Source organism: Streptomyces sp. (assembly GCF_050698815.1).
Classification (GTDB): domain Bacteria; phylum Actinomycetota; class Actinomycetes; order Streptomycetales; family Streptomycetaceae; genus Streptomyces.
On sequence record NZ_JBOHCV010000561.1, the window covers coordinates 1 to 6,165 of the forward strand.

Below are 6,165 nucleotides of genomic sequence, written 5' to 3' on the forward strand. Positions count from 1 at the left end.
GTTGTCGGGGCGGTTGTCGGTGCCGTTGGTGGTCTCGGCGAACCGGGGCTTAACACGCCGGGTGTGGGGGGGGTAGGGGCAGGTGCCCGTACGCCCCGCACACCGGGCGTGTTCAGCCGCGGTTCGCCGAGACCTCCTTCGGCTCGGACTCCGGCTCGGACTCCGGCGCCGACCCCGGCACTCCGGCGGGCGCACCGGCCGCCGCTGGTGCCCCGGGGCGCAGCCCGAAGATCACGATGAGCACGGCAGCCCCGAGGAACGCCGCGAGGACGGCGAAGCCCGTGAGGCTCGATCCGGTCGAATCGGTGAGCCAGCCCACCAGGTAGGGCCCGGCGAACCCGCCGAGATTTCCCAGGGCGTTGATGAGGCCCAGCGCCACGGCCACCACCTCGAAGCGCAGCAGCTCCCCGGGGATGGCCCAGAACGAGCCGTAGGGGGCGAACACCGCGGCGGCGGTGATGCAGAGCAGCACCATCTGCACGACGGGGCTCTCCACGGTCTGGCCCAGCAGGAGTGCCACGATGCCCACCATCAGGGGCAGTGCGACCGAGAGCCGCCGCTTGCCGGTGCGGTCCGACCAGACGGCGTTGCCGACCATGGCGGCCAGCGCGACGGTGAACGGGATGGCCGTGAGCAGGCCCACTTGTGTGGAGGAGCCGTCGTTGGTGAGGGTTTTGATCACCGACGGGAGCCACAGGCTGAACCCGTAGAAGCCGGTCATCCAGAAGAAGTACACGGCGATCAGCAGGAGTACGGACCGCTGCTTGATCGCAGCGAGGTACGAGCTGCCGGCCGTCTTCGGCTTGGCGGCCTCGTCCTCGGCGATGGCCCGCTCCAGGTGGTCCGACTCCTCGCGGGAGATCCACCGGGCCTGCGAAGGCCGGTCGGCGACGGCGAACCACCAGACGATCGCCCACAGCAGCGGCGGCGCGCCCTGCAGCAGGAGCACCCAGCGCCAGCTGGCGTGGTCGAGCATCAGCCCGGACAGCGGTGCCATGATGATCGAGGAGATGGGCAGGCAGGCCATCCACAGCGCGTTGGCACGCGCCCGCTCGCGCAGCGGGAACCAGGAGGCGAGCAGGATCAGTACCGCCGGCCAGACACCGCCCTCGAAGATGCCGAGCACGAACCGGGCCACGTAGAACTGCGTCTTGGTCTGCACGAGGGCGCAGGCCATGGCCGCGATTCCCCACGCGATCATGAGGATCAGTACCGTCTTACGCGCACTCCACCGCTGGGCGAGGATGGCGGCCGGGATCTGCAGGAAGACGTAGCCGATGAAGAAGATTCCGCCGACCATTCCCTGGTCCGCGGCTGAAAGCTCCAGGTCGCCGTCCATGTACGGGAGGATGACGGAGACGTTGTTGCGGTCCAGGTAGGCCAGCATGTACATGAATGCGGCGACCGGGATGACGTACACCCACCGCTTGGCCGGCACCGCGGCGGCCGCGGCGCTCACTTCGCGGCTCCTGTGCCGTACGCGTCGCGGATCCGGCCGGTGAAGCGGCTGAAGTCGGCGGCGACGCCGAACGCGGCGGCCATCGTGCCGTGCGAGGCCTGGCCGGTGCCCGCGATGTCGAACGCGGTTCCGTGATCGACGGAGGTGCGCAGGATCGGCAGGCCGACGGTGACCGAGACCGTGCCGTCGAAGTCGACGGTCTTGGCGGGGATGTGGCCCTGGTCGTGGAAGTGCGAGAGCACGCCGTCGAAGCGGCCCTCGAGCCCCTGGTGGAAGACGGAGTCGGCGGGGATCGGCCCGACGGCGCCGAGTCCCTCGGCGACGGCCCTCTCCACGGCCGGGCGCAGCACGGTGATCTCCTCGTCGCCGAAGTGGCCGTTCTCGCCGCCGTGCGGGTTGACCGCGGCGACGGCGAGGCGGGGCTCGTCGTCGCCGAAGACGCGCAGCGCGGTGATCGCGTGGCGGATGCTGGCGGACACCCGCTCCTCGGTGAGCTGGTCGAGCGCCTTGCGGAGGGCGACGTGCCGGGTGGTGAAGAAGATCTTCAGGCCGCGGACCACGAACATGGTGTCGAAGTGCGCCGCGCCGGTCAGCTCGCCGAGCATCTCCGTGTGACCGAGGTGCTCGGAACCCGCGGCCCAGATGGCCTCCTTGTTGATGGGGGAGGTGACGATGCCGTCGACCTCGCCGTCGAGCGCGATGCGGGTGGCGGTCTCGATCGCGGCCACGGCGGAACGGCCGGCCACGGGGCTGACCTTGCCCCACTCCAGGTCGTCCGGTGCGATGCCGAGGTCGAGCACATCGATGGTGCCGGGTTCGAAGCGGGCCTCGCCCGGTGAGCCGACTGCGTTCACCCGCACGTTCAGGCCGCAGACGCCGACGGCCCGGCGGAGTACCGCGGCGTCACCGACGGCGAGCCCGCGGGCTATCGAGGCGGAGGCGGGGTCGGCGAGGGTCCGTGCGGTGATCTCCGGGCCGATGCCGGCGGGATCGCCGAGGGTCACGGCGAGGACGGGCGGCTGTCGGTCGGTCATGGTGTTACCTCTTCCGGGTGTTCGTTCTCCGTGCGTTCGGCGCCCGGCTGCTGTTCCGCTTTCGGGCACCGCGTTTCCGTGCGTGGTGCGTACGGGCGTTGGGTGTGCGCGGTCCGCGTGCAGGCGGACCGCAGGTGTTCGAGACAGTCACGAGCGGCTTCCGTACCGCCGATGAGCCCGCCCTTCGTCGCGAAGTGCAGACCGTCGTGAGGCCCGCCCACCAGGTGGCCCGCCACGGCGAGCGGCAGGACCTCCGTCTCGATGGCGAAGCCGTCCGCGCCGAGGGCGGAGGTGATGGCCGCGGCCACGTCGCCGCCGGACGCGTAGAGACCGCCGGGCGCCAGTTCCGCCACGGCACGCCGGGCCACTTCGGCCAGGCAGCGCAGGATGGTCTCCGCCGTGCCGGGCCCCGGCGCGACCCGGACGCCGAGGACCGTGGCCCCCTCGTCGGCCACCGCCCGCAGCCCGGCCAGCGCGGCGTCGGCGTCCGGCGCGGTGGGGTCGACATCGATCCAGCGGACCCCGAGCGCCGTCTCCGCGTGGGCGAGCTGTTCGCGGGAGCGGTCGGTGCCGCTGCCGACGACGGCCAGCACCTTCGCCGTACGGGCGTCTTCCGGCCGCAGCCCGAGGGCGGCGGCGAGGGCGGCGCCGAAGGGACCCGAGTCCATCGAGACCCAGCGCACCCGGTCCTCGGCGGCCATCCGTGCGGCCGCCTGCGCGATCGTACGGAGGTGGTCGTTCTCGGTGGCGTCGCAGATGAGGATCTCGGCCTCGGTTCCGCGGAGCGCCGCCGCGACCGCGTCCGGGCCCTGTTCCACGACGTCCAGCGCGACCTCGGCCGTGCTGCGCGTGCTCTGCTCACCCAGCACGGCGGCGATCCGGGAGTGCCGTACGGGGTCGAAGGGGTCGCGGGCCACGGCCGTACGTGTCAGGGGCACGCCGTCGACGAGGTGCAGCCCGCCGACGGTCGTCCGGCCGGCGTCGGGAAAGGCGGGTACGGCGAGCACACGGACGCGTGCGGCGGAGTGCTCGGCTGCGTCCTCGACCGCTTCCACGACAGCATCCACGACCGCGTCGAGTTCGGCCCCCGGATTGCCGCGCAGCGTGGTGTCCACCCGCTTCACCACCAGCGGCGCGGAAGCGGCCGTTCCGGCGGCGGCGCGTACGGCCGCGTAGGCGCGGTCCGTAGACCAGTGGCGGGATCCGGTGTTGACGACCAGGACGTCCGCGCGTTCCGCGAAACGGGGCACTTGGGCGAGCTCGCCGACCGTCACGGCGCGCAGGCCGAGCCTGGCGTAGAGCGCACCGGTCGCGTTGCTGCCGGTCAGGTCGTCACCGATGACGAGCACCTGGGCCACCGGACCTCCTCCGAAGTGATCGAATCGCGCGACTTGTATTGCGCGTTTCAGTCACATCAGATTGACCACCGCGAAACCTGTTGTCAAGACATTCGTGCTGCCGTTTCCCCGGTTCCGGCACTGCGCACCGACCACCGCGCGTCGGTGAACGCGGCGAGCCGGTCACCGGCTCCGGTCGAGAGCAGGCCGGTGCCTGACGGCATCGCGGCCCAGTAGGGGAAGTCCGCGGCCGTCAGCTTGGAGGGGTCGGCCAGCACCCAGGTAGACCGTGCGCACTCGGTCATGGCCTCCTTGAGCGCGGCCTGCTCGTGATCGGGACAGTTGACGCCCAGGACGGGATCGAGTCCGTCGACGCCGAGGAAGGCGATGTCCGGGCTGATCCTGCGCAACGCCTGCTCGGTCCTGGTGCCGAGCAGCGACTCGTTCGGCCGCCGCAGTCTGCCGCCCAGCACCACGACGTCCACCGCGGCGTCGGCCAGCTCCAGCAGTGTGGAGAGACCGTTGGTGACGACGGTGATGTCGGTGCGGTCGCGGAGTTCGTGCGCGAGCCTGGCGACCGTGGTCCCCGCGTCCAGGAGCACCACGTCACCACTGCGGACCATCGCGGCCGCCGCCGCCGCGATGGCGTCCTTCTCCACCCGTTCCACCCGCTCCTTGTCCAGCCACGACCGCTCCACACCATGGTGGTTCACGGCGCCGCCGTAGGTGCGGGTGATGCTCCCGCGGTCCGCGAGAACAGCCAGGTCGCGGCGGATCGTCGAGAGCGAGACGTCGAACTGCGCCGCCAGGTCGTGCACGCTGAGGTCGCCCTCGCCCAGCAGCTCCGTCAGGCGCTGCCGCCTGCTCCGGGTGGACGAGCGTTCCTGATGGGTCACTTGAGAGTCCACTCCTGCCGGACACGGAACTGATTAATTGCGCGGTTCGCGCAATTACGACGGTAGCAGGGTGACCGACAGCAGTTGGATCTTCGTTCGGATCGTGACCGGGGCGGGTCCGTGACGCTGCGGACCGGTGCCCGGACGGCGGCCGCGCCGCCGGGTCACACCGAGGGGTGGGGGTGGACCTCCAACTGCCGGGGAACGGCTGCGCGTCCGCTGCCTTCGTCCGGAATCGGGACCCAACTCCTCTTTCTCCACGGCCCCGGACGGAACAGGACTTAACTGCGCGAGCCGGCAGCGGTGCCGGCGTGGAGCCCAACACTCCGGCGCGAGGGCCGATTTCGCGCCCCTGCGTGACGCCGCCATCGCTCCCTGTTCGAGAAGGGTAAAGAATCCAGTCGTGTGACAGGTTTTTTCCCAGAGTGATTTGATCGCACTGATACGCATGGCTAATGTCTGGCCCCGAACCTCCGCGAGGTTGACCATCCATCCGGGATGGCAGCGGAGGACCGCCTCATTCCGCAGAGCCGACAGCCAAGGTGAAGTGGAGCCGGTAGCGACCGACCGGCAGGCGGCTGAGGAAGAAGGAGCTCGCCCCAGTGGCGTCCCACCGTCGTCCCAAGCAGCCCAGCCGCACTCGCCGCGTCACCGTACTCACGGCAACCGCCGCTGCAGCCGTCGCACTCACCTCCACGGCCGCACAGGCTGAGCCCAAGGCCTCCGCGAAGGAGGTCAAGGAGAAGGTCGACAAGCTCTACGAGGACGCCGAAGGGGCAACGGAGAAGTACAACGGTGCCAAGGAGAAGCAGGCCAAGCTCGAGAAGCGGGTCGGCGATCTGCAGGACACCGTCGCGCGTGGGCAGGGCGACCTCAACGACATGCGGGACGGCCTCGGTTCGATGGCCACCGCGCAGTACCGCACCGGCGGCATAGACCCGTCCGTGCAGCTCTTCCTCTCCTCGGACCCGGACAGCTATCTCGACAAGGCCTCCACGCTCGACCAGTTGAGCACCAAGCAGGCCGATGCGCTCAAGAAGATCAAGAGCAAGCAGCGCACCCTGGCCCAGCAGCGTGCGGAAGCCTCGGACAAACTGGCCGACCTCGCCGAGACCCGCAAGGAACTCGGCGCGAAGAAGAAGAAGATCCAGGGCAAGCTCTCCGACGCCCGTTCGCTGCTCAACTCCCTGACCGCGGACGAACGCGCGAAGCTCGCCGCCGAGCAGGCCCGCGCCGACCGCGCCGCCAGTTCGCGCGCGGATCTCGGTGGCGACGCCTCGGCCTCGCAGCGGGCCGGCGCGGCGTTCTCCGCCGCCAAGAGCAAGATCGGTTCGCCGTACGTGTGGGGCGCGACCGGCCCCAGCTCCTTCGACTGCTCCGGGCTCACCTCCTGGGCGTACAACCAGGCCGGCGTCTCCCTGCCCCGTACCTCCCAGGCC

General features: G+C 70.5%; 5 protein-coding genes. 1 reads left to right on the forward strand and 4 read right to left on the reverse strand.

The genetic code is table 11. The features are described from left to right. Window positions 1–112: 112 nt before the first annotated feature. The 4 genes from ACRDP3_RS20225 to ACRDP3_RS20240 all read right to left on the reverse strand — a co-directional run bounded on the left by ACRDP3_RS20225 (window position 113) and on the right by ACRDP3_RS20240 (window position 4,726). On the reverse strand, window positions 113–1,459 hold the full coding sequence (locus tag ACRDP3_RS20225) for an MFS transporter (protein WP_431518386.1): 1,347 nt from the start codon (window positions 1,457–1,459) through the stop codon (window positions 113–115). Beyond that, a complete protein-coding gene (gene pdxA, locus ACRDP3_RS20230; protein WP_431518387.1) occupies window positions 1,456–2,493 on the reverse strand; it encodes a 4-hydroxythreonine-4-phosphate dehydrogenase PdxA in 1,038 nt (345 codons plus the stop codon). Before pdxA ends, ACRDP3_RS20225 begins: the two co-directional genes overlap by 4 nt. Then, window positions 2,490–3,851 (reverse strand): four-carbon acid sugar kinase family protein, encoded by a 1,362-nt coding sequence (locus tag ACRDP3_RS20235; protein WP_431518388.1) that lies wholly within the window; start codon window positions 3,849–3,851, stop codon window positions 2,490–2,492. The genes pdxA and ACRDP3_RS20235 overlap by 4 nt, the downstream gene beginning before the upstream one ends. Before the next feature lie 83 nt (window positions 3,852–3,934). Continuing rightward, on the reverse strand, window positions 3,935–4,726 hold the full coding sequence (locus tag ACRDP3_RS20240) for a DeoR/GlpR family DNA-binding transcription regulator (protein WP_431518389.1): 792 nt from the start codon (window positions 4,724–4,726) through the stop codon (window positions 3,935–3,937). 602 nt (window positions 4,727–5,328) lie between these two features. Between ACRDP3_RS20240 and ACRDP3_RS20245 the strand changes: the two genes are divergently transcribed. Next, the coding region (locus ACRDP3_RS20245; RefSeq protein WP_431518390.1) for an NlpC/P60 family protein at window positions 5,329–6,165 on the forward strand (837 nt) is incomplete at its 3' end.